The 26,998-nt window shown below is 73.1% G+C and carries 27 protein-coding genes and 2 pseudogenes; 12 read left to right on the top strand and 17 right to left on the bottom strand.

Annotated elements, in window-relative coordinates; translation table 11 throughout:
* The first annotated feature begins 7 nt into the window (after positions 1–7).
* Positions 8–2,080, top strand: coding sequence for a Stk1 family PASTA domain-containing Ser/Thr kinase (gene pknB / locus ACH4DX_RS27805; RefSeq protein WP_398157177.1), 2,073 nt, complete (start codon positions 8–10; stop codon positions 2,078–2,080).
* A gap of 114 nt (positions 2,081–2,194) precedes the next feature.
* On the opposite strand, the gene ACH4DX_RS27810 is transcribed toward pknB, so the two are convergent.
* Genes ACH4DX_RS27810 through ACH4DX_RS27835 form a run of 6 tightly spaced genes read right to left on the bottom strand, consistent with a single transcriptional unit; the run spans position 2,195 to position 6,385 of the window.
* Positions 2,195–2,938: a class E sortase gene (locus tag ACH4DX_RS27810; RefSeq protein WP_398157178.1), complete on the bottom strand. Its 744-nt coding sequence runs from the start codon at positions 2,936–2,938 to the stop codon at positions 2,195–2,197.
* A gap of 26 nt (positions 2,939–2,964) precedes the next feature.
* Positions 2,965–4,041, bottom strand: a complete 1,077-nt coding sequence (locus ACH4DX_RS27815; protein ID WP_398157179.1) for a class E sortase — start codon at positions 4,039–4,041, stop codon at positions 2,965–2,967.
* Positions 4,038–4,688, bottom strand: a complete 651-nt coding sequence (locus tag ACH4DX_RS27820; protein WP_398119549.1) for an aminodeoxychorismate/anthranilate synthase component II — start codon at positions 4,686–4,688, stop codon at positions 4,038–4,040. Before ACH4DX_RS27820 ends, ACH4DX_RS27815 begins: the two co-directional genes overlap by 4 nt.
* The gene (locus ACH4DX_RS27825) at positions 4,685–4,846 is read right to left on the bottom strand and encodes a hypothetical protein (RefSeq protein ID WP_398119547.1); all 162 of its coding nucleotides are present in this window, start codon (positions 4,844–4,846) and stop codon (positions 4,685–4,687) included. Before ACH4DX_RS27825 ends, ACH4DX_RS27820 begins: the two co-directional genes overlap by 4 nt.
* A 31-nt stretch (positions 4,847–4,877) precedes the next feature.
* Positions 4,878–5,576, bottom strand: a complete 699-nt coding sequence (locus ACH4DX_RS27830; protein WP_398157180.1) for a class E sortase — start codon at positions 5,574–5,576, stop codon at positions 4,878–4,880.
* 35 nt (positions 5,577–5,611) lie between these two features.
* Positions 5,612–6,385 carry a DUF881 domain-containing protein gene (locus ACH4DX_RS27835; RefSeq protein ID WP_398157181.1) on the bottom strand — a complete coding sequence of 258 codons (774 nt, stop codon included), beginning with the start codon at positions 6,383–6,385 and terminating at the stop codon, positions 5,612–5,614.
* Positions 6,386–6,535: 150 nt separating this feature from the next.
* On the opposite strand from ACH4DX_RS27835, the gene crgA reads away from it, so the two are divergent.
* Positions 6,536–6,793, top strand: a complete 258-nt coding sequence (gene crgA, locus ACH4DX_RS27840) for a cell division protein CrgA (RefSeq protein ID WP_398119541.1) — start codon at positions 6,536–6,538, stop codon at positions 6,791–6,793.
* Positions 6,794–7,113: 320 nt separating this feature from the next.
* On the opposite strand, the gene ACH4DX_RS27845 is transcribed toward crgA, so the two are convergent.
* Together ACH4DX_RS27845 and ACH4DX_RS27850 are read right to left on the bottom strand one after the other, a co-directional pair.
* Entirely contained in the window at positions 7,114–8,010 is an 897-nt protein-coding gene (locus ACH4DX_RS27845; protein WP_398119539.1) for a rhomboid family intramembrane serine protease, read from the bottom strand.
* Between the two features lie 139 nt (positions 8,011–8,149).
* Complete coding sequence (locus ACH4DX_RS27850) at positions 8,150–8,683, bottom strand: peptidylprolyl isomerase (protein WP_398119538.1); 534 nt, start codon at positions 8,681–8,683, stop codon at positions 8,150–8,152.
* A 237-nt stretch (positions 8,684–8,920) separates the two neighbouring features.
* Between ACH4DX_RS27850 and ACH4DX_RS27855 the strand changes: the two genes are divergently transcribed.
* A complete protein-coding gene (locus ACH4DX_RS27855; protein ID WP_398157280.1) occupies positions 8,921–9,640 on the top strand; it encodes a DUF5324 family protein in 720 nt (239 codons plus the stop codon).
* A 344-nt stretch (positions 9,641–9,984) separates the two neighbouring features.
* Here ACH4DX_RS27855 and ACH4DX_RS27860 read toward each other — a convergent pair whose 3' ends face one another.
* On the bottom strand, positions 9,985–10,551 hold the full coding sequence (locus tag ACH4DX_RS27860) for a hypothetical protein (RefSeq protein ID WP_398157182.1): 567 nt from the start codon (positions 10,549–10,551) through the stop codon (positions 9,985–9,987).
* Positions 10,552–10,663: 112 nt separating this feature from the next.
* Here ACH4DX_RS27860 and ACH4DX_RS27865 point away from each other — a divergent pair, with 112 nt between their 5' ends.
* Positions 10,664–11,404: a M23 family metallopeptidase gene (locus ACH4DX_RS27865; RefSeq protein WP_398157183.1), complete on the top strand. Its 741-nt coding sequence runs from the start codon at positions 10,664–10,666 to the stop codon at positions 11,402–11,404.
* Positions 11,405–11,497: 93 nt separating this feature from the next.
* On the opposite strand, the gene ACH4DX_RS27870 is transcribed toward ACH4DX_RS27865, so the two are convergent.
* Complete coding sequence (locus tag ACH4DX_RS27870) at positions 11,498–11,782, bottom strand: hypothetical protein (RefSeq protein ID WP_398119532.1); 285 nt, start codon at positions 11,780–11,782, stop codon at positions 11,498–11,500.
* Between the two features lie 215 nt (positions 11,783–11,997).
* On the opposite strand from ACH4DX_RS27870, the gene ACH4DX_RS27875 reads away from it, so the two are divergent.
* On the top strand, positions 11,998–12,261 hold the full coding sequence (locus ACH4DX_RS27875) for a chaplin (RefSeq protein ID WP_398119530.1): 264 nt from the start codon (positions 11,998–12,000) through the stop codon (positions 12,259–12,261).
* A gap of 56 nt (positions 12,262–12,317) precedes the next feature.
* On the opposite strand, the gene ACH4DX_RS27880 is transcribed toward ACH4DX_RS27875, so the two are convergent.
* The 7 genes from ACH4DX_RS27880 to ACH4DX_RS27910 all read right to left on the bottom strand — a co-directional run bounded on the left by ACH4DX_RS27880 (position 12,318) and on the right by ACH4DX_RS27910 (position 16,590).
* Complete coding sequence (locus tag ACH4DX_RS27880; protein WP_398119528.1) at positions 12,318–13,187, bottom strand: tyrosinase family protein; 870 nt, start codon at positions 13,185–13,187, stop codon at positions 12,318–12,320.
* Between the two features lie 46 nt (positions 13,188–13,233).
* Positions 13,234–13,596 (bottom strand): tyrosinase cofactor, encoded by a 363-nt coding sequence (locus ACH4DX_RS27885; protein ID WP_398119527.1) that lies wholly within the window; start codon positions 13,594–13,596, stop codon positions 13,234–13,236.
* 105 nt (positions 13,597–13,701) lie between these two features.
* A complete protein-coding gene (locus ACH4DX_RS27890) occupies positions 13,702–14,364 on the bottom strand; it encodes a vitamin K epoxide reductase family protein (RefSeq protein ID WP_398157184.1) in 663 nt (220 codons plus the stop codon).
* Positions 14,364–14,867, bottom strand: coding sequence for a DUF5949 family protein (locus ACH4DX_RS27895; protein WP_398119523.1), 504 nt, complete (start codon positions 14,865–14,867; stop codon positions 14,364–14,366). The genes ACH4DX_RS27890 and ACH4DX_RS27895 overlap by 1 nt, the downstream gene beginning before the upstream one ends.
* Before the next feature lie 171 nt (positions 14,868–15,038).
* Entirely contained in the window at positions 15,039–15,317 is a 279-nt protein-coding gene (locus tag ACH4DX_RS27900) for a hypothetical protein (protein WP_398119521.1), read from the bottom strand.
* Between the two features lie 218 nt (positions 15,318–15,535).
* Positions 15,536–16,147 carry a hypothetical protein gene (locus tag ACH4DX_RS27905; protein WP_398157185.1) on the bottom strand — a complete coding sequence of 204 codons (612 nt, stop codon included), beginning with the start codon at positions 16,145–16,147 and terminating at the stop codon, positions 15,536–15,538.
* 203 nt (positions 16,148–16,350) lie between these two features.
* Positions 16,351–16,590, bottom strand: coding sequence for a chaplin (locus ACH4DX_RS27910; RefSeq protein WP_398119517.1), 240 nt, complete (start codon positions 16,588–16,590; stop codon positions 16,351–16,353).
* A gap of 303 nt (positions 16,591–16,893) precedes the next feature.
* Between ACH4DX_RS27910 and ACH4DX_RS27915 the strand changes: the two genes are divergently transcribed.
* From ACH4DX_RS27915 to ACH4DX_RS27945, 7 genes and pseudogenes are all read left to right on the top strand, one after another.
* Positions 16,894–18,297: a DUF3344 domain-containing protein gene (locus ACH4DX_RS27915; RefSeq protein ID WP_398157186.1), complete on the top strand. Its 1,404-nt coding sequence runs from the start codon at positions 16,894–16,896 to the stop codon at positions 18,295–18,297.
* A 43-nt stretch (positions 18,298–18,340) separates the two neighbouring features.
* Positions 18,341–19,579, top strand: coding sequence for a glycosyltransferase (locus ACH4DX_RS27920; RefSeq protein WP_398119513.1), 1,239 nt, complete (start codon positions 18,341–18,343; stop codon positions 19,577–19,579).
* Positions 19,580–20,889: 1,310 nt separating this feature from the next.
* Positions 20,890–21,723 (top strand): annotated as a pseudogene (locus tag ACH4DX_RS27925) (sugar transferase); the annotation flags it as partial.
* 117 nt (positions 21,724–21,840) lie between these two features.
* The gene (locus tag ACH4DX_RS27930) at positions 21,841–23,181 is read left to right on the top strand and encodes an O-antigen ligase family protein (protein ID WP_398120033.1); all 1,341 of its coding nucleotides are present in this window, start codon (positions 21,841–21,843) and stop codon (positions 23,179–23,181) included.
* Positions 23,178–25,016: a murein biosynthesis integral membrane protein MurJ gene (gene murJ, locus ACH4DX_RS27935; protein ID WP_398157187.1), complete on the top strand. Its 1,839-nt coding sequence runs from the start codon at positions 23,178–23,180 to the stop codon at positions 25,014–25,016. The genes ACH4DX_RS27930 and murJ overlap by 4 nt, the downstream gene beginning before the upstream one ends.
* Positions 25,006–25,812, top strand: a complete 807-nt coding sequence (locus tag ACH4DX_RS27940) for a polysaccharide deacetylase family protein (RefSeq protein ID WP_398157188.1) — start codon at positions 25,006–25,008, stop codon at positions 25,810–25,812. Before murJ ends, ACH4DX_RS27940 begins: the two co-directional genes overlap by 11 nt.
* Positions 25,809–26,993: pseudogene (locus tag ACH4DX_RS27945) on the top strand (glycosyltransferase); the annotation flags it as partial. The gene ACH4DX_RS27940 and the pseudogene ACH4DX_RS27945, both read left to right, overlap by 4 nt.
* Between the last annotated feature and the right edge of the window lie 5 nt (positions 26,994–26,998).

Raw genomic sequence — 26,998 nt, forward strand, 5'->3', positions numbered from 1 at the left:
AATAGCTATGGAAGAGCCGCGTCGCCTCGGCGGCCGGTACGAGCTGGGCCAGGTGCTCGGCCGCGGCGGGATGGCGGAGGTCTACCTCGCGCACGACACCCGCCTCGGCCGCACCGTGGCGGTGAAGACGCTGCGGGTGGACCTCGCCCGCGACCCGTCGTTCCAGGCCCGGTTCCGCCGTGAGGCCCAGTCGGCCGCCTCGCTCAACCACCCGGCGATCGTCGCGGTCTACGACACCGGTGAGGACTACGTCGACGGGGTCTCCATCCCGTACATCGTCATGGAGTACGTCGACGGCTCCACGCTGCGCGAGTTGCTGCACTCCGGGCGGAAGCTGCTGCCCGAGCGCGCCATGGAGATGACCATCGGCATCCTCCAGGCGCTCGAGTACTCGCACCGCAGCCAGATCGTCCACCGCGACATCAAGCCCGCGAACGTCATGCTGACGCGCAACGGCCAGGTCAAGGTGATGGACTTCGGCATCGCCCGTGCCATGGGCGAGTCCGGCATGACGATGACGCAGACCGCCGCGGTCATCGGCACCGCCCAGTACCTCTCACCGGAGCAGGCCAAGGGCGAGCAGGTCGACGCGCGTTCGGACCTCTACTCGACGGGCTGCCTGCTCTACGAGCTCTTGACGGTCCGGCCGCCCTTCATCGGCGACTCCCCGGTCGCGGTGGCCTACCAGCACGTACGGGAGGAGCCGCAGTCCCCGAGCGTCTTCGACCACGAGATCACGCCCGAGATGGACGCGATCGTCCTGAAGGCGCTCACCAAGGACCCGGACTACCGCTACCAGTCGGCCGACGAGATGCGCGCCGACATCGAGGCCTGCCTCGACGGGCAGCCCGTGGCGGCGACGGCCGCGATGGGCTCCGTCGGCTACGGCGGCCACCCGGACGACCAGGCCACGGCCATGCTCCGCCCGCAGAACGGCGCCGGGGGCCACGGCCAGACGTCCATGATGCCGCCGGTCAACCCCGACGACGGCTACGACGACGGGTCCCGGCGCGGCCGCCAGAAGAAGAACAACACCTCCACGATCCTGCTCGTGGCCGCGGGCATCCTCGTCCTGGTGGGCGCGATCCTGATCGGGAAGTGGGCGTTCAGCGGGACCAACAGCGGCAGCGACGACAAGAAGGCGCCGAACTTCGTCGGGCAGACGCTGAAGGAAGCGCAGCAGGACGCGGAGAACGTCGACCTGAACGTCGCCGTGTCCGAGCGCAAGCCGTGCGAGAAGTACCCCAAGGGCGAGATCTGCTCCCAGGACCCCGGCGCCGACGCCAAGGTCGAGAAGGGCGACACGATCAATCTGGTCGTGTCCACGGGGGCGCCGAAGGTGGCGGTTCCGAGCGTCATCGGCCTGGACGCCGACGAGGCGCGCGAGAAGCTCGAGGGCGACAAGTACCAGTTCAAGGTCGAGCAGAAGCGGAGGGTCTCCAGCGAGACCGAGGGCGAGGTCCTCGAGCAGGACCCGATCTCGGGCGCCGAGCGGCAGAAGGGCAGCACGATCACCCTGATCGTCGCCAAGAAGCAGCAGAAGGTGACCGTCCCCGACGTCTCGGGGCAGAGCTGGGAAGCGGCGAAGAAGCAGATCGAGGCCAACGGTCTCACCGCCCAGCGCAGTGATGTCGAGAGCGAGAGCGTCGAGGAGGGCAAGGTCGTCCAGACCTCGCCCGCGGCCAACACCTCGGTCGACCCGAACTCCACGGTGACGGTCCAGGTCGCGAAGGCACCCGAGGAGGAGGAAGAGGAGAACGTCGCGGTCCCCGCACTCGGCGGCCAGAAGCTCTCCGACGCCCGCGACGCCCTCGATGACGCGGACCTCTCCGTCGGCAACATCACGGGCCCGCAGGGCGACGACGCCGTGGTGGTCCTCTCCGACCCGCCCGGCGGCCAGCAGGTCAAGACCGGCACGTCGGTCAACCTCGTGACCACCGGCGGCAACCCGGGCGGCGGCGACAACGGCGGCGGTCAGGGCGGCGGCGACCAGGGCGGCGGTGACAACGGCGGCGGTGACAACGGCGGCGGCGGCTTCATCGAGGGCGCCGGCGGCTGGGGCCGCCACGGCCGGGACTGACCCGCGCGGAGCACACGGACAAGGGCCCCGGCGCCACTCCTGAGGAGTGGCGCCGGGGCCCTTCGTCCTGTCCTGGGGGCCCGTGCGGCGGCCTGTCCGAGGGACCTGTGCGGCCTAGTCCAGCTCGGGCGGCGGCGTCCGCTCGTCGTCGACCTTCTCGACGCGCTCCAGCTTGCCCCACACCACGTAGCGGTAGTTCGAGGTGAAGACGGGGGTGCAGGTGGTGAGGGTGATGTAGCGGCCGGCCCGCTTCGCGCCGGACTCCTTGGGGACGGGGTCAAGGACGCGGACGTTGTACTTCGAGGACTCGGGGAGGGTCTTGAAGACCTTGTAGACGTACCACTTGTCGCGGGACTCGAAGACGATCGGGTCGCCTTCGTCGATCTTGTCGATCCGGTGGAACTTCGCCCCGTGGCCGTCCCGGTGGGCGGCCAGGGTGAAGTTGCCCTTCTTGTCCTGCGGCAGGGCGGACTTGATGGGCTTGGTGTAGTAGCCGGCCACGCCGTGGTTGAGGGTCTTGGTGTTGGTGCCCTTGGTGACCAGGATCTCGCCACCGCTCATCGTGGGTACGTGCAGGAAGCCGATGCCGTCCTTGGAGTCGAAGGCCGCGGGCCCCTTGGCCTCCCAGTGGTCGCGGACGCGGTTGCCCTGCTTCTTCGCCTCGCGGTCCGCTATGACGTTCGTCCACCACAGCGAATAGGCGACGAACAGACCGAGGATCACGCCCGCGGTGATGAGGAGTTCACCGAAGACGCTGACGGCCGTCGCGATCCGGCCGCGGCCGCGCCGCGGCGCGACGGGCGTGGGCGGGGGCTCCCCGGTCCGCTCCTGCTCGTCCTCTTCGGTGGTGGCTGCCACTGCTCTCGCCCCGTCCGTCTCGGCGCCTAGTCGACCAGCGCGGGCGGTTTGCCCTTGTCGCGCGGCCGTTCCTCGACCATCTTGCCCCACACGATCAGCCGGTACTTACTCGTAAACTCGGGGGTGCAGGTCGTCAGGGTGAGATAGCGGCCGGGTCGCGTGAAGCCGGACCCCGGCGGTACCGCGTCGAGCACCGCCGTGTTGGCGGGCGATGTCTGCGGCAGGATGCTTGCCATCTTGTAGACGAAGTACGTGTCCTGCGTCTCGACGACGATGGGGTCACCGGGCTTCAGGCGGTTGATGTAGCGGAACGGCTCACCGTGCGTGTTGCGGTGCCCGGCGACCGCGAAGTTGCCGGGGTCCGCCTCCGGCATGGGGGTCTTGGTGCCGCCCTTGTTGTAGTGGCCGACCATGCCGCGGTCGAGGACCCGGTGCTTGTCGATGCCCTCGGCGACCGGCACGACGACGTCCAGCTTCGGGATGTGCATCAGCGCGAAGCCCTGCCCCGGTTCGAAGGCGCCCGGCTTGCCCTCGCCCTTCGCCCAGTTCTCCTGGAGCTTGCGCGCGGCCGCGTCGGCCTGCTGCTGAGCCCTTATGTTCGTCCACCACAGCTGGTAGGTGACGAAGAGCAGCATCAGGACGCCGATGGTGATGAAGACCTCCCCGAGCGCGCGGCTCGCCACCGTGGCGGGGCCCGGCCTGGCCGCACGTGCGGCACGCCGGGCCTCCACGCGGGTCAGGGGGCGCTCGGGGCGTTCCGCCGTCCCCGCGGGCCCCGTGGCCCCCGCCGCCCCCGCTGCGGCCGTCGGCGCCGCCCCGGCCCGGGCCCCGGTGCCGCTCCCGGCGGGCGTCCCCGCCTTCGCGCCCCGCCGTCCCTTGTGCCTGGCGGCCTTGCGGCGTGCGGCGCGCCCGCCCTGTACGACGGCCGCCGGTGGCTCCGGGGCCCCGGTCCGCCGCGGGTCCACCGCGCGCAGCCCGATGGTCTCGTCGTCGGCGGGCGCGGGCTCCTGGACGGGCCCTCCGGGCGGCGCGGCGCGGAACCACGGCGACGGATGCTCCGCCGCCCCGTCGGCGTCGGCGCCCCCGTGCGCCCCTGGGGTCACGCCGTGGCCCTGCCCACCACCGGGGCAAGCCCGCTCGACCGGGCCACGGCACCGGTGTCGCCGCACTCCGCGAGCCAGTTGGCCAGCATGAGGTGGCCGTGCTCGGTGAGCACGGACTCGGGGTGGAACTGGACGCCCTCGACGGGCAGTTCGCGGTGGCGCAGGCCCATGATGATGCCGTCGGCCGTGCGCGCGGTCACCTCGAGGGCGGCAGGGACGGTGGCGGGCTCGGCGGCGAGGGAGTGGTAGCGGGTTGCGGTGAACGGTGACGGCAGGCCCGCGAAGACGCCCCTGCCCTCGTGGGTGACCGGCGAGGTCTTGCCGTGCAGGAGTTCCGGCGCCCGGTCCACCACGCCCCCGTACGCCACCGCCATGGACTGCATGCCCAGGCAGACGCCGAAGACGGGCACCCCGGTCGCGGCGCAGTGGCGCACCATCTCCACGCAGACACCGGCCTGCTCGGGCGTGCCCGGGCCCGGTGAGAGCAGCACGCCGTCGAAGCCGTCCTCAGCGTGCTTCAGCTCGACCTCGTCGTTGCGCACGACCTCGCACTCGGCGCCGAGCTGGTAGAGGTACTGCACGAGGTTGAAGACGAAGCTGTCGTAGTTGTCGACGACGAGAATGCGGGCGTTCTTGCTTGAGCTCACTGGCCGTCCACCGTCACATCGTTGAAGGGCAGCAGCGGCTCCGCCCAGGGGAAGACGTACTGGAACAGCACGTAGACGACCGCGAGGACGAGCACGAGCGAGAGCAGTGCCTTCACCCATGCGTTCCCCGGCAGATGCCGCCAGATCCAGCCGTACATGCCGTCCCTTCCGTCGCCGTACGGCACCAGACTAACGGCGCAGTACCCCCGGTTTCCCGGCCTCGACCGGCTGGGTGGCGTCGAGGCGGGCCCAGGCGATCAGGCGGTGGCTGTGGCCCCACTCGGGTTCACAGGTGGTGAGGGTGAGGTACCGGCCGGGCGTGCGGTAGCCGGACTTGCGGGGCACGGGGTCGATGACGCCGGTGTCCGTGGGGAGGGTCCGGTAGGGCTTCCTTTCGATGCGGTACGTGAACCACGTGCTGCCGTCGGTGAGGACGACGGCGTCGCCCGGGCGCAGCTCGGGGAAGTCCTTGAAGGGGTCCCCGTGGGTGCGGCGGTGCCCGGCGACGGCGAAGTTGCCCTTCTGGCCGAGCCGGGCCGTGCGGGCGTAGTGGCCGAGGCCCTTCTTCAGGGTGCCCGTGGCGGTGCCCTGGAGCACGGGCTTGTTCCACGTGAAACCGAAGCGGGGGATGTACATCACGGCGAAGGGCTCGCCGTCCTTGTAGGGCCCGTCGTTCCGGGCGAGGAGGGGGGCGCCGCCCTCGCCCATGCCGTCGCCGCCGAGGGACTGCTCGGCCCACTGGTCCTGTAGGCGGTCGATCTGCCGGTCCATCGCCCGGTCGGCCTGCACGCCGGTCCAGAACAGCACGTAGATCACGAACAGCACGATCAAGGTGCCGACGGTGAGGCAGAGTTCGCTGAACGTCCTGACGATCACTCGCACCGGCACGGTGTCCCCCAAGGGCTACGGCTGGCTACGACTGGCTACGGCTGTACGGGCTTCGCGTGGTGGAGATCCACTGTGCCCGAGTAGCCGGGAAGCGTCACCGTCCCGTCGTCGTCGACCTTCCAGCCGAGTCCGTAGGCGTTGACGTACAGCATGTAGTTCTGGATCTCGGGGGAGGCGGCGAGGGCCTTCCTGAGGCGGCCCGGGTCGCCGACGGCCGTGACCTTGTACGGCGGGGAGTAGACCCGGCCCTGGAGGATCAGGGTGTTGCCGACGCAGCGCACGGCACTGGTGGAGATCAGGCGCTGGTCCATGACCCTGATCCCCTCGGCGCCGCCCTGCCACAGGGCGTTCACCACGGCTTGCAGGTCCTGCTGGTGGATGACCAGGTCGTTGGGCTGGGGCTCGGGGTAGCCGGGGAGCTTGGCGGTGGCGTCGGGCGGGGCGTCGGCGAGGGTGACGGTGACGGCATCGCCGCTGAGCTTCCTGGTGCCCGCGTTCCGCTCCAGGGCCCCGAGGCGGGCCTCGTCGGCCTTGGTCGCGGGGCTGTCGCGCTGGGCCAGGGAGTCGACGTCGCCGCGCAGGGAGCCGTTGGCGTCCTCCAGGTCCTTGTTCTCGCGGCTGCGTTCCTGGACCAGGTCGGAGAGCTTCAACAGGGAGGCGTCGGTACGGATGTTGGTGCCCTTGGCCGTGTTGAAGCTGGTGACGAAGATGAGTCCGGCGAGGGCGAAGACCGCGATCGTCAGGAGCCGCACGGGGTGCAGGCGACCACGTCGTTTCGTGCCTCCCGGGAAGTCGGCAGAATTGCTCAACGTACCCTTATCTCCTTCACCGCCGCGGAAGCACTACGCTAACGGACGCCCGGGGGGAGGACTTGGCGCACCTGAGTGCCCCCAGTGCCCGCCCGGCGCCACGCCCCGTTCCCTGCGCGGCCACGCAGCGCATCGACAGGAGAGACCCTCGTGCCGAAGTCACGTATCCGCAAGAAGGCAGACGACTACACGCCGCCGGCGACCAAGAAGGCGACGGCCATCAAGCTGACCAGCCGCAGCTGGGTGGCCCCGGTGATGCTGGCGATGTTCCTCATCGGCCTGGCCTGGATCGTCGTCTTCTACGTCACGGACGGGGAGCTGCCGATCGACCCGCTCGGCAACTGGAACATCGTCGTCGGCTTCGGCTTCATCGCTGCGGGCTTCGGCGTCTCCACGCAGTGGAAGTAACGGTTCCACTGAGCTGAGGGCGCGGTGGGGCGGCTGACGCATGCCATGGAGTGGGTGCTCCACGGCAGCATGAGCGCGCCCCGCCCGCAAGCCCTGGCCTGAGTTATCCACAGCGCGAGCACTGCCATCCACAGACCTGGGGAAAGGTCTGAAGATCTGTGGATAACTCTCCGGATGTTGACGCCGGTGTGACCGGTTCCGCGATCGGCCCCCGTCCGCACATCCCGTGCCCTGCCTGGGAAAACCCGGATCAGTGACCTTCGGAACACGCGTTCCCCACTTCGTGCACAAGATCGGGCACAGACTGTGGACAACGTGCCTCAGCCGAGCTGGGCCGTCCGCACCACCACGACCACCACGATCACCAGGAACACCAGCGCACACGTGCCCCACTGCACCAGGGCGCGCCGCTCCCGCGGGGCGTGCACCATCCCGTACGCGAGGGCGACACCGGCGACCAGGCCGCCGACGTGCGCCTGCCAGGCGATGCCGCTCCAGGTGAAGGTGAAGAGCAGGTTCAGCGCGAGCAGGAACACGACCGGGCGCATGTCGTAGTTCAGGCGACGCATCAGGACGGCCGTCGCACCCAGCAGACCGAAGATCGCACCGGACGCCCCGAGCGATGCCTCGTGGTCGTTCGCCACCAGATACGTCAGGGCACCGCCCCCGAGACCCGACAGCAGATAGAGCGCCAGATAGCGGGCCCGGCCGAGCGCCGCCTCCAGGGGGCCGCCGAGCCACCACAGGCCGAGCATGTTGAATGCGACGTGCCAGATCTCCTGGTGCGTGAACATCGACGTGACCAGGCGGTACGGCTGGCCCTCCGCGACACCCTCGGTGGGCACGAAGGGGTACGGGGGCCACTGGCCGATGAGCACCAGGTCGTTCAGGAGGCTGTCGCCGCGCACCCGCACCGCGACGAACACCAGGAGGTTGACCGCCAGGATGATCTTCGTGAGCAGCCGGGGGTCCTGCGCGACGGTGCCGCCCGCGAGGGTGCGCGGCCGGGAGGCGGTGGGCGGGTGCCCGGTGCCGGAACCGCTGCGGACGCACTCCGGGCACTGGAAGCCGACGGAGGCGCTGATCATGCACTCCGGGCAGATCGGGCGCTCGCAGCGGGTGCAGGTGATGCCGGTCTCCCGGTCCGGATGCCGGTAGCAGCCCGGCGGCCCCTGTACGTCCCGCGGCTCCTGCGGGTTGCCTGGCGCCTGGTCCATTGCGGTCCCCTCATTCTCCGTACGAAGGCGCGGCGTGACGAACGCGCCGCCCCGCCCTTCCTCTACGGACGGGCGGGGCGGTTTGGTTCCCTCGTGGGGCGCTGCCGCGCGGCCGCCCCCGGAGACCTCGCGTCGGCGCTCAGCCCTCGCGGGTCTCGATCACGACGGACTCGATCACGACGTCGTTGACCGGGCGGTCGGTGCGCGGGTTCGTCTGGGTCCCGGCGACGGCGTCCACGACCTTCTTGCTCGCGTCGTTGGCGACCTCGCCGAAGATGGTGTGCTTGCGCGTCAGCCAGGCGGTCGGCGAGACCGTGACGAAGAACTGGGAGCCGTTGGTGCCGGGGCCCGCGTTGGCCATGGCGAGCAGGTACGGCTTGTCGAAGGCCAGGTCCGGGTGGAACTCGTCCGCGAACTCGTAGCCCGGGCCGCCGGTGCCGTTGCCCAGCGGATCACCGCCCTGGATCATGAAGCCGCTGATCACGCGGTGGAAGACCGTGCCGTCGTACAGCTTGTCCGTGGACTTCTTGCCGGTGGCGGGGTGCGTCCACTCGCGCTCGCCCTTGGCGAGCTCAACAAAGTTCTTGACCGTCTTGGGCGCGTGATGCGGCAGCAGCCGGATCTCGATGTCGCCCTGGTTGGTCTTGAGGGTGGCGTAGAGCTGCTCGGCCACGATCTGCCTTCCGTTGTCGTCTGTGACTCCACGATCCTCGCACGGACTTGTTTGGGACCAGTAGCTGACGAGTACCCGCAGGGAAGGCTCCTCCGTCGGCGAACCGTGGCATTGTCGCCGGGGAACCCCCGTACCCGGATGCCCGCCCTCTTCATGCCGCGGAGTCATATCGGCAGGCATGATCTTCGAAAGGGTGGAAAGGTGACATACCTATACGCCACCGAGGAGGAGGAACCCGTGACCCGCAAGGACAGCGTGCGCGCCGCGACGAGCACAGCCAAGGACAGCGTGCGTCACGCCGCAGAGGTGGTGGCGCCCTACGCCGGCACGGCCAAGGAGACGGCGGCGCACTACGCCCACGAGACCCGGGCCAAGCTCGCGCCCAAGGTGTCGCACGCGGCGCACGAGGCCGCCGGGCAGGCCCGCGCCCAGTACGGCGCCCATGTCGCACCGCGCCTGGAGCAGGTACGTACGCATGTGCCGCCGAAGGTCGACCTCGCCGCGCACCAGGCCGCCGCCCGCACCCGTAGGGCGGCCCGCCAGGCCGCCGACTTCTCCAAGCCGCGCATCGAGCAGGCCGTGGCCGCGGCGGGCCCGGCCCGTGAGGAGGCCGCCGCTCGTGGCGCCGCGGCGCTCGCCGCGCTGCGCGGACAGGTCACCCCGCAGGAGATCGAGCGGCTCTCCCGCCGGCATGCGCGCCGGGCCCGCACCGGCCGGCTCGCCAAGCGCCTCGCCGTCGTCGGGCTGCTCGCCGCCGGTGCCGTCGCCGCCTGGAAGTGGTGGGACAAGCAGGCCAACCCGGACTGGCTCGTCGAACCCCCGGCCGCCACGGAGGTCCCCGACCGCACGCCGCTGGCCTCGGTCGACGGCAGCGCGCAGACGTCCCTCGACCCGGAGGTACAGGCCAAGCAGGCCGAGGCGGAGGCCGAGTCCGAGGGCCACGACAAGCGGAGCTGAGGGCACGCACGCACGTGCGGCACGCGTGCGCGGCACGCGCGGTGGTGGAGGTGCGGCTCAGGTCCTGAGCGTGCCCTCCACCACTTCCTCCGCGCCACTTCGGCCGGGTCGAGCACCTCGCGCTGGTGCGGCTGACGCCGGGCTCCGGGGTGACCACCGGCGGTGCGGGCGACTGCGGTCGCGCGGACGGGCCCCCGGCACGGAATTTTTCGGTACGCCTTCGGTGTGGGGCTGGTCGGGGTGCCGTCACGACGGTCCTTTCAGCCTGAGTGTGAGGTCACCTGCGACGATCGCCCGGGTGAGAGCCTCCACCGGCATCCCCCGTGAGAACACCCGCGCCCTGATCAGTGCCAGCGCGTCATCGACACGGCAGCCGACATGCGCCGAGACCATGCCCGCGGCCTACCGCGGGTCGAACACCGCGAGCGCGCCGAAGCACCGGTGTCCAGGGGCGCGGCGGCGACCTTACGGACGCTGAGCGCGATGACCGCGGGACCATAGCAGGGCCAGCGGGCCACGATCGCGTCCCCCGTCGCGCCGACCGGCCCGTGCCGCGTCGCGCCATCCCGGGACGGGCCCTCACCGAGCACGAACTCCAAGTCCTGTGCGGCACGCGCGAGTTCGCCCGAATCGGCCACCGCGAGCTGCTTGTTGCGCGCGTCCACCAGAACGAGCACCGCGCTCTTGGCGCCGCACGCCTCGGCGACACCGGCCATGAACCGCGGTGGCTCCCCGCACCCCCGCACCCACTTCGCCACACGTCCCGCGAACGCCTCCTGGAGGTCCGACGAGCGGTGACAGACCGCCGGCCTGCGTAGGACGGCAGCGAGGTCGGCGTGCGGCGCACGGGCGGACTCGATCAGGTACGCCTCGTACCGTTCGGCCGACTCCCCGCCGTCGGGAACGACCACCCCGGCCCGGGGTGCCCGGAGGGCGGCCGTCCTCCCTCCCGGCGGCCCGTCCTTAGCCCAGGCGGCGCAATCGGCCGTGCGGGCCGGTGCCCGCCCGGCTGTGCTGGCAGCTATGGGCTACGACATAGACAGCCCGCGCCAAGCGGGCACCACACGACGGGACGCGCTCGGGCTTGCCGCGGGCCTGCTGGCCGGCGGGGCGCTGTCAGGAGCGATGGCGACCCCCGCGGCCGCCGACGAGAACGACTGGGTGCCGCGGGAGGAGGGCTGGCTGCCGCCGGAGGGGGACTGGGCACTGCGGGACCCCACATCGGCCGCGCCGGGCGGTGACGGGTGCGTCGCGGACTTCGACGAGGAGTTCGAGGCCGACCTCACCGCGGCCGAGGCCGCCCTGCCCGTCGACGAGGACAGCCGGGGCCTGGGCGCCCCCGCGCGCCCGACGGGCCGATTCGCCAGACCACTGCGGCGCCGCTACCGCGTGACGTCGCGCTACGGCGTACGCGGCAACTGGGCCGCCGGACACCACACCGGCATCGACCTCGGCGTCCCCAACGGCACCCCGGTGTACGCCGTGGGCGGCGGTGTCGTGGTGCTCGCGCGCTGGTCGGGGGCGTACGGCAAGGCGGTGACGGTGCGGTTGAAGGACCGCCACTACGTCGTCTTCGGCCATCTGTCGCGCATCTCGGTGCGTCAGGGCCAGCGCATCCGCCCCGGTGCCCGGATCGGCTACAGCGGCGCCACCGGACGAGCCACGGGCCCGCACCTCCACCTGGAGATACGGGCCCGGCGCGGTTACGGCTCGGACGTCAACCCCGTCTCCTACCTGGCCAGACGCGGGGTCCGGCTGCTGTAGACGCGGGCGGGGGCGGGCGGCTTCCTCCAGTGGCGGCCGCCGTCGACTGCTGCTCCGCCACCGTCGACTGCTCTGCTGCTCCGCCGCCGTCGGCTACTCCGCTACCGCGGGCACCAGGTTCAACAGGGGCGCGACCGGGGCGACGAGCTGGGTGAGCTGCCAGAGCTGGTTCATCCCGCCGAGCTGTCCGGCGACGGTGGGCACCTCGTGCCGCCGCTCGGCGGGCAGGGCCGAGGTCTGCAAGTCGTCGACCATGGCGAGGACGGATTTCTGTTTCGGTGCCGGAGCGTCCGTGGACGCGTGCGCGGCGGGTGCGGCCAGCGCCGCGGCACCGGCGGCGAGGGAGACGGCGGCCATGAGTCGGCGTGCTGATGTCATGCCCTGGAAAACGCCCGGGCGCGGCGGAGGATACGGCCCGCCGCCCCACGTCACTCAGGAAGCGCACCCCGCGCCGGGAAATGCGGTGGGGAATTCGGGCGGACGCCGTCGGCGTGACCTCGCGTCAACAGCGCGCGTTAAAGGAAATACGGCCGTACCCCCGTGCGGCCGCAATTCTTCACGCAAACATATTTCCCACGCAAAAGGAGAACGTGATGTCTCGTTTCGCGAAGGCAGCCGCTGTCACGCTCGGCACGGGTGCCATGGTCCTCGGCGGCGCCGGTCTCGCCGCGGCGGACGCCGGTGCGCAGGGCGCTGCCGTCGGCTCCCCCGGTGTGATCTCGGGCAACCTGGTCCAGGTCCCCCTCAACGTCCCGATCAACATCTGCGGCAACACCGTCGACATCATCGGTCTGCTGAACCCCGCGTTCGGCAACCAGTGCGTCAACAACGGCGGCGACCACGGCTACGGCGGCTGATCCCGGACCTGAGGCCGGAGCCCCCGGAAACCCCGGGGGCTTCTTCGCGTACGGCGCTATTCGGCGTACCGGTAGATCCCCCGGTGGCTGAGCATGTCGTGCGGGGTCGTCCGCCACGGCGGCATGGGCTCGTGGCGTGCCACGACGCGCCCGTACTGGGGTTCGCCGAGGGCGGGCGGGCGCTCCGGCAGGAACGGGGCGGAGTCCGGGTGCTGCCGCTGCCACCTGGTCCACAGCAGGTCCACGAAGGCGTGGTGCAGCCAGAACACCGGGTCGTTCACGGAGGCACCGCCGAGCATGTGCCCGCCGACCCAGCGGTGCACCCGGTTGTGGTTGCGCCACCGTCCGCTGCCGATGTCGGACGTCCAGCCCTCCAGGCGGTTGCGGAACCCGCGCGGCGCGGTGGAGTCCCAGGGCGACACGTCGTACGTCCGCTCCGCCATCGCCCACGCCACGTCCTGCCGGGTGGGCAGGTCCAGCGGGTCGTCCCGCCGGCCGAGGTCGCGGGTGAGGAAGTCGCCGTCGGTGACGTCCTCCTTGACGATCCAGCCGTTGCCGCGGGCGAAGGGACCGGTGGTCACCCGCCGGTCGCCCCGCCGCCCCGTCCCGCCCAGCAGGTCCTCGCCCCACAGCGAGGCGGCCGGCGTGCGGTCCTTCGTCCAGTCCCAGTACGGCACGGTGACGCCGCCGTCGACGCGGCGCAGGGCCCGCTCGAAGTCGAGCAGGAAGCGGCGGTGCCAGGGCAGGAAGGTGGGGGTCATATGGGCGACGCGCAGCCGCTCCTCACCGTCGGAGACGTAGTGGTCGATGTGTCTGCGGACGAAGTCGTCGTACGCGCCGCTGCGCTTGAGCCCCAGCACGGCGCCGACGAACCTGCGCCGCTCGGCACGGCTGAGGCTCCGCTGGTTCCTGCGCGTGTGGACCATGTCCGTCGACTCCGTCCGTTCTCCGGTCAGGGGCGCGGGGCGGGGCTCAGTGCAGCAGGCCGCTGGGGGTCCGGCCGGGGCCGAGCTCGTCGACCGCGCCACGGGCCGCGGCCAGCGGGGTCCCGTACGAACGGTAGTGGTCGACCATGCTGAGATAGCTGCCGTCGGCCCGGCGCATCACCCCGAGCGGCTTCCCGTCGACGGTGACCCGCCAGCCGTGCGGGCCGTGGGCGCCCCCGCCGGTGGTCGGCTCGCCCTGGATCCGCCGCCCCCGGTACGTCTCGTCGAACGCCGGGCCGCCGGGTGCCCCCGGCTGTCCCTGGTCGTCCGGGTCGCGCAGCCCGCGGAAGGCTCCCGCGGCACCGAGGACGGCCGTGCCCGCGACCGCGATGAGACGCCTGCGCGTCACCCGGGGAACGGTGCGTGGAAACGGCACTGGGACGGTCTCCTCCCGTGATGCGTGGCGACAGGTGACAACAGGTGGCAATAGGCGGCAATAGGTGGCGACAGGAAATCAGCTCGTCCAGAAATCCCACCAGCGCGTCAGGATCAACATGCCGATGACACCCGAATGCAGCACGGGAAGCACCCACGTGAACTCGTCCAGGAACGTACGCAGCCACGCGGGTGCCGGCAGCATTCCCCGGCGCACATTGTGCGAGGTCACGTACCAGAACAGGACGAGTGTGGCCGCCCACGCCAGACAGCACCACAGGCACAGCGCGTTGATGCGGTAGAGGGACTGGAATTGCAGCCAGGTGCAGAAAGCCACACCGAAGGCCGCGCCCGCGTTGAGCACCAGCCAGTACCAGGTGGGGAAGCGGGCCCCGGCGAGCAGTCCCGCGCCGACGCAGCAGACGACGGCGTACGCGGCGAGCCCGAGCATCGGGTTGGGGAACCCGAACGCGGCCGCCTGTTCGCTCTTCATGATGCCGCCGCAGGCCACGACGGGGTTCATGCTGCATCCCGGTACGTAGTCCGGGTCCTGGAGCAGCTTGAACTTGTCGAGGGTGATGACCCAGGAGGCGAGCAGCCCCGCCGCGCCCGTAAGCACGAGGAGCAGTCCGAGACCGCGCCCGCTCCCGGCCGTACGCGAGGTGCCGGGGCCGGCGGCGGGTCCTGGTGCGGTGGCGGAGCCCTGCGCGGGGACCCGGCCCGTCGGTGCGGCGGTGCGCATCAGCCGCGCAGCCTGCGCACGGGCAGCAGGCAGTGTGCCGCGTTCAGCATGGTCTCCTCGGAGCCCGCGAAGGCCCGCAGGGCGTCCTCGTCCACGGGGCTGCCCGGCTTGCCCTCGGGCCACGCCACCGTGGAGATCATGAAGTAGGCGTGGCCGCGCAGCCGCACGGCGGTCAGCCACTCCGGCGGGACGGCGCACTGCGCCTTGACGTACGGCATGGTCACGACGGCCTGCTCGGCCTCGACGAGGAGGCCGACCGGCAGGGAGGGCTGACGGGCGCCGTCCAGGACGGGGCCGCCGATCGGCAGCTTCGCGTTGTGCAGGAGGGTGCGGATGGCCTCGGCCGTTGCTTCGGGGCCGCCTTCGGCATCGCCCAGGGAGTAGGCGAGGATGAAGGCCATGTCCTTCTCGTCCTCCGGATGCTTGCCGCTCCAGGCGAGCACGGCGAGGGTCCCGAGGTCGGACACCCGGAAGGTGCGCTGTTCGTTGGACGTTGAGGTCATGGGCTGCACCGTATAGACGTACGGCGGCCGTTCCGGCGTCTTTGTCACCTGTCTGGCGCAGTGCGGCAGCGGCGTCACTCGTTGGGGTCATCTGTGCGGGCCGGATTCGATCCGGACCCGGTGCGCGATGCACTGGGAACGAGCCCCGTGGGACGCGGAGATGACGCTCTCCTACTTGGCGACGGGAAGTCCGCCGAGCAGCTTGCCGGGGCCGCCCTTCTTGCTCATGCTCTTCGCCACGCCGTTGACGGCGTTGACGACGGAGTCCTTGTTCTCCGGGGACAGCATGTTGGTGCCGATCGGCTTGGGGTCGAGCAGCCCCTTGCTGGTCAGGGTCTCCACGCCGCCGTTGAGGCTGGAGGGCGTCAGGTCACCGGCGAGGGCGGGGGTGGCGGCACCGGCGAGAGCGATCGATCCGGCCATGACAGCGGCAGCCTTGAGGGACTTCATCGTGTTCCTTTCCTCGGCGAATCCGGTCGCCCGTGGGGCACGGCCCAGGCATCCATTGCCTGGCGCCTCGGTTCACTACGCCTAACGAGCGCAGGACGGTACGGAAACCCCTGAAAGGAAACTTCCGCGGACTCACCGCATAAGCGCGGTCCGGGATTCTTCGCCATTCTCCTGTCGATCGGCCCATTCCCGTGGCGGATTCCCGGTACCGGCGGGTGTCAGGCGGGCGGTTTCGGCATCGGGGGCAGGCCCGGCAGGTTCGGCGCGGGCAGCTTGCCGCCGATGAGGGTGGCGGCGACGAGGTTCACCAGGCCGGTGACGACCGCGGGCGCCGCTCGGGAGATCGCCTTGGGGTCGCCCCCGTTGACGGCCTTGACCAGGTCGTCGATCGCCTTTCGCAGGGCGGTCACCGCGTCGGCCTTGATGTCGAGGGGCGCCTTGGTGTCGGGGACTTGGGTGCCCTCGGGGGCCTGGGCCTCGCTGTCGGTGAGTCCGGTGCCCTTGGGGGCCGGTGCCTCGACCGTTTCGAGAGCCTTCTTGATGGCCTCGACGTGCTTGTTCAGATCCGCGGCGGGCAGTTTGCCGTCGGGTGCCTTGAGCACCGCGTCGAGCAGGTCGGTGACCGGCTTGAGCACGCTGGCGAGGTCCGCAAGCTGCTTGGTCTGCGCCAGCAGGGCCTCGGCGCCGGGCAAGGGCGCACGCGGCACGCTCTGCGCTGGGTCGCGCGCCGGGTCGTCGAGGGACACGGCGTGGACGGGGCCCGCGGTGCCGAGCAGCAGCACGGTGCACAGGAAGGGCGTCGCGATGCGCCGTACCGGCAGAGCTCGCATGGGTCTTTTCCCTTCGGTGGTGCGTCGGATCCTGTGCTCACCGTCCGAACACCGCTCCGGGCCCGCAACCGGGGGTAGCCCGTTCGCCGCCGCCGCGACCCGCGCACACGAAAGCGGCGGCCGCCCCGAGACAGGGGGCGCCGCCGCTGAGCCGACTGCGCGTCAGGCGACGTCGTGACGACGTCGCGTCAGCCGGTACCGCGTCAGTCGTTGGCGCAGGTGTTGCCGAACGCCGGGTTCAGCAGACCGATGATGTCGACGGTGTTGCCGCAGATGTTGATCGGCACGTGGACCGGCACCTGGACGGCGTTGCCCGAGATGACACCGGGGGAGTGGGTGGCCGCGCCCTGGGCGCCACTGTCGGCAGCGGCGACACCGGCGCCGCCGGCCACCGCGGCGGCGGCGACGGCGGACAGGGCAAGGGCCTTGCTGGTACGCGACATGGAGTTCTGCTCCTTGATCTGATGTTGCGGAATCCGTGCGTGATGCTCGGTGTGGGGATCAACTGCCTTCCCCGACGTGGAGTTGTGCGCCAGATGAGTGATGTGTCCCTCGCGGCTCGCCCACACGCTTCACCAATCCGACACACGCCGCGCAGTAGGTAGAAACTCCCGCAATAAACGCTACTGTTGCGCTTCCTTCTCAGTCTATTTCGGTCATATGCGTTCAAATGTGCTCATTACATGTGATCAACCGTTGACAGCCGTGGTTCGGAACTCTTCACACCATGGAAGGCCAGTGCCGTCATGCGTCATCTTCTGGGCCTGCGTCGTCGGGTGCGTCGGACGGTCGTCGTCCTGCTGGCCCTCACCGGCTGCCTCACGCTGGACGGCACCGTCGCGGGCGCCCCGGCCGTGCCCGCGACGTCTGGCGAGGAGGTACGCATCGCCTTCGCGCAGCGGTACCACGCGGTCCAGCACGGCGGGCTCGTCCGGGCCGCCAACTCCGTGGTCACGTGCCGCCGCCCCGTGCCCCGCACCCAGTCGGCGGCCGCGGGCGCGGCGGCGTGCGCGGACGTGCGGCGCGGCGGGCCCGGCGCGAACCACGGCTTCGACATGTCCCACACGGACATCGACGACGACCCGAACACCTACAACTCCAGTGCGGGCGAGGTACGGATGCCCGCCGGGTCCCGGGTCTCCTACGCCCGCCTCTACTGGGGCGGCAACCTCCGCGCCGGTGAGCGGAAGCCGCCCGAGCACAGCGGCCGGGTGCTGATCGCCGAGCCCGGCGGCCGGTACCGCGCCCTGTTCGCCGACACCCTCGTCGGGCACCAGGCGGCCCACGGCGCGGACGCCTTCCAGGCCTCCGCCGACGTCACCTCGCTGGTACGCGACTCCGGCGCGGGCCTCTACACGGTGGCGCAGGTCAACACGGCGAAGGGGCACTCAAGGACCGGGGCGTGGGGCGGCTGGACGCTGGTCGTGGCGTACGAGAACGCGGACGAGCCACTGCGCTCCCTCTCGCTGTGGGACGGCTTCGACTCCTTCGGGGCGCCGGGGCGGGAGCACGCGGAGGTGCGGGTGGGTGCGGGGCGTGGCGTCGGGGGGGTTGGTGGGGCCGGTGGGGTCGTCGGGGCCGACGGAGCCAAGGGGGCCGGTGGGGTCGTCGGGGCCGACGGAGCCAAGGGGGCCGGTGGGGTCGTCGGGGCCGACGTAGCCAAGGGGGTCAGTGGTGTTGACGGGGTCGGTGGTGCCGACAGGCCGAGCGGGGCCGGTGGGGTTGTCGGGGCCGACGGGCCAAGCATGGCCGGTGGGGCCGTCGAGGCCGACGGGCCAAGCATGGCCGGTGGGGTCGTCGGGGTCGTCGCGTACGACGGAGACCGCGGTGTCCGCGGTGACGCCCTGCGCGTGTCCGCCGGACGCGGCAGCGGTCCCGCCCCCCTCTCCGACCCCGCCAACCCCTCCGACGACGTACTCAACTCCACCGTCAGCGAGCCGGGGCCACCCGCCCGCAGGAGCCCGGCGTACGCCAACACCCTGGGCTACGACTCCGACGTGCTGCCCCTCGGCGACCGGCTGCGCGGGCAGCGGGGCGAGCTGACGCTGCGGGTGTCCTCGCGCGCGGACGCGGCGTGGATCGGGGTGCTCTTCGCGGCGGTGGATGTGCCGGGGGGCACGGTCCCCCGGCCCGCCGACAGGCCCCGGTAGCGCGTATTCCGCCGTCCTGACCACGGAACCCAAGGAGTCGTGCATGCACCTGCCCTCGCACTCCTCTGCCTCCTCGAACCCGGCACCCGCCCCGCGGGTCCTGCACGTCAGCCAGCCCGTCGACGGCGGTGTGGCGCGGGTCGTCACCGACCTGGTCGCCGCGCAGCTCGCGGCCGGCATGGACGTGCACCTGGCCTGCCCGGACGGCGGCACCCTGGCCCGGTCGGCCGGGGCCGCGGCCGTGCCCGTGCACCCGTGGGCGGCGGCCCGCTCCCCCGGCCCCGGACTGCGCTCCGAGGTACGCGGCCTCGCCGAGATCGTGGACGCCGTCCGGCCCACCCTGGTGCACGCACACAGCGCGAAGGCGGGGCTCGCCGCCCGGGTCGCCGTACGCGGCCGCGTGCCCACCGTGTTCCAGCCGCACGCCTGGTCGTTCGAGGCCGTCGACGGCGGCGTCGCACTGCTCGCCCGCACCTGGGAGCGGCACGCGGCCCGCTGGACGGCGCGCACCCTCTGCGTCAGCGAGGCGGAGCGGGACACCGGGCGCCGCGCGGGCATCACGGGCCCCTGCTCGGTCGTACCGAACGGCGTCGACCCCGAGCGCTTCGTACCCGCGGACCCCGGCCCGGGAGCGGCCCGCGCCCGGCTCACGGCTCCGCACGGCCCCCTGCCCGTACCCCTGGTCGGCCCCGACGACCCGCTCGTGGTCTGCGTGGGGCGGCTGTGCAGGCAGAAGGGCCAGGACGTGCTCCTGCGCGCCTGGCCCGGGGTGGCCGCACGGGTGCCCGGTGCCCGTCTCGTGCTGGTGGGCGAGGGGCCGGACGCGGCGGCGCTGCGGGGGCTCGCGGACGCGGCTCCGGTGCCGGCCGCGGGCGCGTGGCCGGTGACGTTCGCGGGCGCGGCGGCCGATCCGCTGCCCTGGTACCAGGCCGCCGACGTGGTGGTCCTGCCGTCCCGCTGGGAGGGCATGGCGCTCGCGCCCCTCGAAGCCATGGCCTGCGCCCGCGCCGTCGTCCTCACCGATGTGGACGGCGCCCGCGAGAGCCTGCCGCCCGGCCACCACGAGCACGCCCTGGTCCCGCCCGACGACCCGGCCGCGCTCGCCGGGGCCCTGACCGCCCTGCTGCGGGACCCCGCCCTGCGCGAGCGCCTCGGCAGGCAGGGCCGCGCGCACGTCCTGGACCACCACGACGCCCGGCACACGGCGGCCGCGGTCGAAGCGGTGTACCGCGAACTTCTGGGCACGGCGCCCACCGAGCACAGGGAGTGCAGTACCACGTGAGCGCGGAACGAACCGTCACCACGCCGAACGGGAAGCCCTCCCGGGCCGGACAGGCAGGACGGTCCTCCGGGACCGGACAGGCGGAGCAGCCCCCGCAGGCCGCACCGGCAGGACGGCCCTCCCAGGCCGGGCAGGCGGAGCAGCCCTCGCAGGCCGGGTTGACCGGACAGACCGGGGTGGCCGGACAGGCCGGGGTGACCGGACAGGCCGGGGTGACCGGGCAAGCCGGGCCGACCTCGCAGGTCGGGCCGACCATGCAGGCCAGGTCTACTGGGTTGGCCAGGACGACCGGGCAGGCCAGGACCACCGGCCAGACCAGGACCACCGGGCAGGCCAGGAGCACCGGCCAGGCCAGGACGACCGGCCAGACCAGGACCACCGGCCAGGCCAGGACGACCGAAAAGGCCAGGCCCAGTGGCACCGGCGGCCGGCGTGGACGCCACGGCCTGCGCGGAAGCCACGGCCTGCGTGGACGCCACGCCACCGCCCTGCTCGCCGCCGACGCCCTCGCCGCCGTGGCAGCCTTCCTCCTGCTCCCCGGCCCGTACCGCTCGCCGGTCCTGCTCCCGCTGCTGCTCGCCGGGGTCCTCGCCCTCAACGTCCAGGGACGGCTGTACGCGGACACGCTCGCGCCCGCCGTGCTCGACGAACTGCCCGCGCTCTGCGGCCGGATCGCCCTCGCCTGGTGCGTGACCGCGCTCATGGCCCCCGCCCTCACCCCGGCCCTCGCCCCCGCCGTACCGCCGCTGCCCCTGACCGCCCTGCTCACCGCGGCCACCGTGCACGGCCTGCTCGGGGCGGGCTGCCGCGCCCTGGTCCACTGGCACCGGCGGGCCGCCGTCCGGCGCAGCCCCCGGCCGGTCCTGGTCATCGGCCACGGCGGCCAGGCCCGGGGCGTGGCGGCGGCACTCCTGCGCAGACCGCGGTGCGGGCTTCGGCCTGTCGGGGTGGTGGGGGACACCGCGGACGACGAGCACGCGGCGACGAGGGGGGCGGCGGTACCGGCGCCGGGAACGGAAACGGTTCGGCAGCCGACCCCCCAACCCCCCACGACCGCCACCGAACCCCCCAAACCCCCCGCGCCCTCCGCACCCCCCAAGCTCTCCGCGCCCCCCGCTGCCCCCGAGGCCCGCACGGCCTCCGCACCCCCCGAGGCCCACGCGGCCTCCGCACCCCCCGCCACCTCCAAGACCCACGCGGCCTCCGCACCCCCCACCGCCCCCGAGCCCCACGCGGCTTCCAAGGCCCCCGCACCCCCCGCGGTCCCCGCACCCCCCGCCCAGGACCACCCCACCCCGCCCGCCCCCGAGGTCCCGCTCCTCTCCACCAACGACGAACTCCACCGAGCCGTCATCCAGAACGACGTCCGAGCCGTCCTGCTCCTCGCCGGTGGCGGTCCCGCCCAGGAGGCCCGGATGCCCGCGCTGCGCGGGCTCGGTGTCGAGCTGTGGGAGGTGGACCACCGCCCCGCGCACGTCGCACACCCCGCGCCCCGCGACGGCGCACGTCCGCTGCACGTGGCCGGGTTCCGCTGCCGCCCGCTCGGCGGCACCGGGCGGCCGCTGCGGACCAGCCCGGCCAAGCGGCTGCTCGACGTCGTCGTGGCAGGGGTCATGTTCCTGCTCTGCGGGCCGCTGCTCGCCGCCTGCGCCCTGGTGCTCCGCGTCACCGAGGGGCCCGGCGTGATCTTCCGGCAGGAACGTGTCGGCAAGGACGGCCGCCTCTTCACGCTGCTGAAGTTCCGCACCCACCGGCCCACCGACCCGGGGGAGTCGGACACGCGCTGGAGCGTCGCGGACGAGCACCGCATGAGTCCGTTCTGCCGGTTCCTGCGCAGCACCTCGCTGGACGAGCTGCCACAGCTGTGGAACGTGCTGCGCGGGGACATGAGCCTGGTCGGTCCGCGCCCCGAACGCCCCTTCTTCGTCGACATGTTCAGCCGCCGCCACCCGCACTACGCGCACCGCCACCGCATGCAGACCGGCGTCACCGGACTCGCCCAGATCCACGGGCTGCGCGGGGACACCTCCATCGAGGACCGGTGCCGCTTCGACAACGCCTACATCGACAGCTGGTCGCTCTGGCAGGACTTCTGCATCCTGCTGCGCACCGTCGGGTGCCTGCTGCGCCGTACGGGGAGCTGAGACGACGCCGTGGACCACGCCCTCGCCTCCGCCCCGGCCACCCCGGCCGCACGTGCACCCGTACGTGCACCCGTACGTGTGCCCGCGCGCACGTCCGTACGCATCTCCGTACACGCCCTGCGGCCGGTCCTCACCGACGTCCCCGTCGTCTCCGTCGTCTCCGTCGTCCCCCTCGTTCTCCTGGTGGCCCTGCTCGCGCTGCCCGTCCCCGCCGGGGACGGCGAGGGCTCCGGGTCCACCCCGGCCGACGCGTTCTCCGCCCTGGTCGTCGGCTGCGCCCTCGTCCACGTCGTCCGCACCACGCGCCGCCCCCTGACGTGGACCGCCGCCGTGCTGTTCGGCCTTCCGGTCGTCGGCATCGCCGTGGCGGCGTGCGCCTCCTCGTCGGCCGCCACCGGGCTCACCGGCGCCGCCCGCTACCTCCAGGTCTTCGTCCTGGTCCCCGCCGCCACCGTGGTCCTCGTCCGGGACGCGCGCCAGTTCCGCCTGCTCGCCTGGGCGTTCGTCGCGCTCGCGCTCTTCCAGGGCACTCTCGGCGTACACCAGAACCTCACCGGCACCGGTGCCTCGTACACGGGCGAGGACATCCGGGCCGTCGGCACGTTCGGGCCGACGGACGTGATGGGCATGGCGACGGTCGTGTCCTACGGCCTCGTCGCCGCCCTCGCCCTCGCCTTCAGGCCGCACGCGCCCCGGCAGCGGGCGGCCGCGCTGACCTGCGCGGGCCTGCTGACCGTACCGCTCGCGCTGTCGTTCAGCCGCGGCGCCTGGATCGCCACGGCGGCGGCCGTCGGGGTGGTGCTGCTGCTCGCCGGGGTGCGGTACGCGCTGCGGACGGCGCTCGTGGCCGCCGCGGCGGCCGTGGTCCTGGTCGCGGGGTTCGGCATGGGCTCCCAGCTGCTCCAGGACCGGCTCAGCAGCATCACCCAGGTCACCGACGCCCCCGACCAGTCCGTCACCGACCGGTACGCGATGTGGGGCGCCTCCGTCGACATGTGGCGGGAGCGGCCGGTGACCGGCGTCGGCCTCAAGGGCTTCCCCGAGCACCGCGACGGCCACGCCTCCCTCGCCCTGTCGTCGGGCAGCGACACCGCGGGCGCCGGCAGTGAGTTCCGCCGCCAGCCGCTGCTCTCCCCGCACAACATGTACCTGCTGATCCTCAGCGAACAGGGCCTCCTCGGCCTGCTCACCCTCGCGGGCGGCTGGCTGGCGCTGCTCGCCTGCGCGGTACGGGGGTGGGCGCGGGTGCGCGTACGGCGCGGCGGGGCCCGGGGCCCGGGCGGGTCGCCGTCGGCGGAGGTGGACTGCGCGCTGGTGGCCTGCGGGCTGCTCGTCTGGCAGTTGGTCGACTTCGTGTACGCGGATATCGGCGGCCCTTCGACCGTTCTGACCGCGGTCGCGCTCGGTGGGTGCGCCTGGTGGGGGCTGCGGGGCCCGGTGGCCGGAGCCGCCCGATGACAGCCGTGCCCGGCACCGGGCCGACGGCTCCGGCCACGGTCCCCGCCACCGCAACCGCCCCCGCCGCCCCCGCACCGCTGGAGCCCGCGCCGGTGCTCGTACCGGTACCGGCTTCGGCTTCGGCTTCGGATGCCGGAACCGCCTCCGGCGGGGGCGGCGGCCCCTCCTTCCTCGCCAGGGCCGCCGCCGTCACCGCCGCGCTGACCGTCGCCGGATCCCTCCTCGGCCTGGTGCGGGACCAGGTGCTCGCCCACTTCTTCGGGGCCGGGAGCGAGACCGACGCGTTCCTGGTGGCGTGGACCGTGCCGGAGATGGCGGCGACGCTGCTCATCGAGGACGGGCTCGCGTTCTTCCTGGTGCCCGCGTTCAGCGCGGCCCTGGCCCGCCGCGCCGCGACCGCGTCCGGTCCGGGCCCCGGACCGGGCCACGGCTCGGGCCCGGGCCCCGATCCCGTACGTGCCCTGGTCGTCACCTCGCTGCCGAGGATGGCCCTGTGCTTCGTGGCGGCAGGGCTCGCGCTCATCGCCGCCGCACCCCTCCTGGTCGCCCTGCTCGCGCCCGGCCTGCCCGACCCCGGGCTCGCCGTGGACTGCACCCGCCTCACGGCCACCTGCGCCCTGACCTTCGGCCTCGCGGGCTACGCCAGCGCCGCGCTCCGCGCCCACCAGCGCTTCGTCGCGCCCGCGGCCGTGTACGTCGTCTACAACGCCGCCATCATCACCGCCCTGGCCCTGTTCGCCGCGCCCCTGGGCGTACGGGCGGCGGCCCTGGGGGTCGCCGTCGGCGGGGCGTGCATGGTCCTCGTACAAGCCCCCACCCTCTGGCGGCAGTTGCGGCGGCACCGGGGGACGGCCGCGCCCGCCAGGACGCCCGCGCCCCCGCCCGTCGCGCGTACCGCCGGGGAACCGGCCGTGCGCCTGGAGACCGCCGTCATCCGGACCGTGCTCCTGTTCGCGCTCTGCCGCCAGGCGCAGGTGCTCATCGAACGGTTCCTCGCGTCCTCGCTGCCCGCGGGAGCCATCTCGCATCTGAACTACGCGCAGAAGGTCGCGCAGATGCCGATGGTCCTCTCCCTGATGCTGTGCACCGTCACCTTCCCCGTGGTGGCCCGCGCCCTGGCCGACGGCGACACCCGGCGGGCGCGCGACCGGGTCGAGCGGGACCTCGTGCTCGCCGGGGCCGTCGTGCTCTGCGGTGCCGCCGCGATCGTCGCCTGCGCCCCGGCCCTGGCCCGGCTCCTCTTCGAACGCGGCGCCTTCACCGGCACGGACACGGCCACCACCGCCGCCGTCATGCGGGTGTACGCCCTCGGGCTGCTCGGCCACACCCTGGTGGGCGCCCTCGCCCGCGCGCACTTCTCCGTCGGCCGCGCCACCTGGGCGCCGTTCGCCGCGATGGCCTTCGGCATCGTCGCCACGGCGGGCCTCGGCTCCCTGACCGTGGGCCGCTTTGGCGTGTACGGGATCGCGGGCGCCAACGCCGCCGGTATCTGCGTCACCGCGGCGCTCCTGCTGCGGGCGCTCGGGCCGCGCGCCGTGCCCCTGCGCACCCGGGCCGTCGTCGGCCGGCTGGCCCGGCTCGGGCTCGCCGCCGCCGGGTCCGCGGCGCTCGGCGCGCTCTGCGCGCACCACGCCGGGCCGCCCGCGCTCGCCGTCTGTGCGGGCGGCCTCGTCGTGGCCGTCGCGTTCCTGCTCCTCGGCCGGGCCCTGGGGGCGTGGCCGTGCGCGTACGTCCTCGGCCGGTGCGCCGCGCTGCCGCGTGCCGCCCGCGGGCACGCCCTGACCGCCCGTGCCCTTCGCTCCGTCACACGAAAGCGACGCCGCCATGACCGATGACCGCAACCGCCGCGCGCGCCCGGCGGGTGCCACGCCCGCGCCGCGCACGGCCGGCACCGCGCCCTGGATCGCGATGTACCACTCCGTGGCCGACCCCGCCGACGACCCGTACAGGATCACCGTGTCGCCGCAGCGGCTCGACGCGCAGTTGGCCTGGCTGCGTCGCCGGGGGCTGCGCGGCGTGTCGATGCGGCGGCTCCTCGACGCGGCACGGCGGGGGCGCGCCCGCGGCCTGGTGGGGCTCACCTTCGACGACGGGTACCGCGACTTCCTCGACCACGCCGTGCCCCTGCTGCACCGCTACCACTGCACCGCCACCGTCTTCGTCCTGCCGGGCAGGCTCGGCGGCGACAACGCCTGGGACCCGCTCGGCCCCCGCAAGCCCCTCCTCGACGCCGACGGCATCCGGCGCGCCGCCGCGCACGGCATGGAGATCGCCTCGCACGGCCACACCCACATCGACCTCACCGCTGCCGACGACCACGCCCTGCACCAGGAGGTGGCGGGCAGCCGCGCCGCCCTCACCGACCTGACGGGACAGGACGTACACGGCTTCTGCTACCCGTACGGGAAGGCCGACCCGCGCGTACTCGCCGCCGTACGGGCCGCAGGGTACGGCTACGCCTGCGCCATCGCGCCCGGGGAGCTCACCGGACCGCTCGCGCTGCCCCGGATGCACATCGGCCAGCGGGACACCGCCTGGCGGCTGCGCCTGAAGCAGGCCACGGGCGGCCCCCGCGGCCGCACGCCCCGCCCGGAGGCGTTGACATCCGCGCCGGCGGCGGTGACCGCGTGAGGGTCCTGCACGTCATCACCGGCCTCGGCATGGGCGGCGCCGAGCAGCAACTGCGCCTGCTCCTGCGCCACGTACCCGCCACCTGTGACGTCCTCACCCTCACCAACGCGGGCAGCGTCGCCCGCGGCATCACCGCCGACGGCACCCGCGTCACCGACCTCGGCATGGCGGGCAACCGGGACCTCGCCGCCCTGCCCCGGCTCGTCCAGCTCATCCGCGCGGGGCGCTACGACGTCGTCCACACCCATCTGTACCGCGCCTGCCTGTACGGGCGGATCGCCGCCCGGATCGCCGGGGTGCGCGCGGTCGTCGCCACCGAACACTCCCTGGGGGACTCGCAGATGGAGGGGCGGCCGCTGACCCCCGGGGTGCGCGCGCTGTACCTCGCCGGGGAGCGGCTCGGCCGGATGACCGTCGCCGTGTCCCCGGCCGTGGGAACCCGGCTGCACCGGTGGGGCGTGCCGTGGCAGCGGATCAGGGTGGTGCCGAACGGCATCGACGTGGACCGGTTCGCCTTCGACCCGGCCGCCCGCGCGGCGGCGCGCGCCCAGCTCGGCCTGCCCGACGACGCCTTCGTGATCGGCGGCGTCGGCCGCCTCACCGAGGGCAAGCGCTTCGACGTCCTGCTGCGCGCCGCCTCCCTGCTCCCCGACGACGTACGGGTCCTGCTGGTGGGGGCCGGGCCGCAGGAGCGGGAGCTGCGGCTGCTGGCCGCGCGGCTCGGGATCGCCGAGCGGGTGCGGTTCGCGGGCGAGACCGGTCCCGAGGAGGCCCCGCGCCCACTCGTCCGGGCCGCCGCCCACCTGCCCTCCCTGCTCGCGGCCATGGACGCCCTCGCGTCCCCCTCGCCGGAGGAGGCGTTCGGCCTCGCCCTCATGGAGGGCCTCGCCTCCGGGCTGCCCGTCCTGTACTCGTCCTGCCCTGCCGTCGACGCGCTGCCCGCGCGGGCGCGCGTCGACTCCGCGCACTGCGCGAGCGACCCCGACTCCTTCGCCCGGGCCCTGAACGGCCTGCACGGCCTGCACCGCCGCGGCGGCCACCTGTCACAGCACCGGGCGGTGCCCGCCGCGGTGCGGCACTACGACATCACCCGCAGCGCCGACCGGCTCATGGACGTGTACGCGTCCGTGCTGGGCGGCCCCGACCAGGAGGTGACCCCCCTGATGCGCGCCCCCTCAAGCGCCCC

The organism is Streptomyces sp. NPDC017940 (assembly GCF_044328435.1).
Lineage (GTDB): Bacteria > Actinomycetota > Actinomycetes > Streptomycetales > Streptomycetaceae > Streptomyces.